The sequence below is a fragment of the Lysinibacillus fusiformis genome (genome assembly GCF_003049525.1).
Lineage (GTDB): Bacteria > Bacillota > Bacilli > Bacillales_A > Planococcaceae > Lysinibacillus > Lysinibacillus fusiformis.
Genome location: NZ_PYWL01000043.1, coordinates 1 through 443 on the forward strand (window position 1 = coordinate 1; position 443 = coordinate 443).

1 rRNA gene is annotated in these 443 nt (G+C 54.4%); it reads left to right on the forward strand.

What is annotated here, in order from left to right:
* A 23S ribosomal RNA gene (locus C9J29_RS24005) occupies nucleotides 1-443 on the forward strand; the annotation flags it as partial.

Genomic DNA, 443 nt, shown 5'->3' on the forward strand with positions numbered 1-443 from the left:
GAGACTCGGTGAAATTATAGTACCTGTGAAGATGCAGGTTACCCGCGACAGGACGGAAAGACCCCGTGGAGCGTTACTGCAGCCTGATATTGAATTTTGGTACAGCTTGTACAGGATAGGTAGGAGCCTGAGAAGCCGGAGCGCTAGCTTCGGTGGAGGCGTCGGTGGGATACTACCCTGGTTGTATTGAAATTCTAACCCGCACCCCTTATCGGGGTGGGAGACAGTGTCAGGTGGGCAGTTTGACTGGGGCGGTCGCCTCCTAAAGAGTAACGGAGGCGCCCAAAGGTTCCCTCAGAATGGTTGGAAATCATTCGTAGAGTGTAAAGGCACAAGGGAGCTTGACTGCGAGACCTACAAGTCGAGCAGGGACGAAAGTCGGGCTTAGTGATCCGGTGGTTCCGCATGGAAGGGCCATCGCTCAACGGATAAAAGCTACCCCG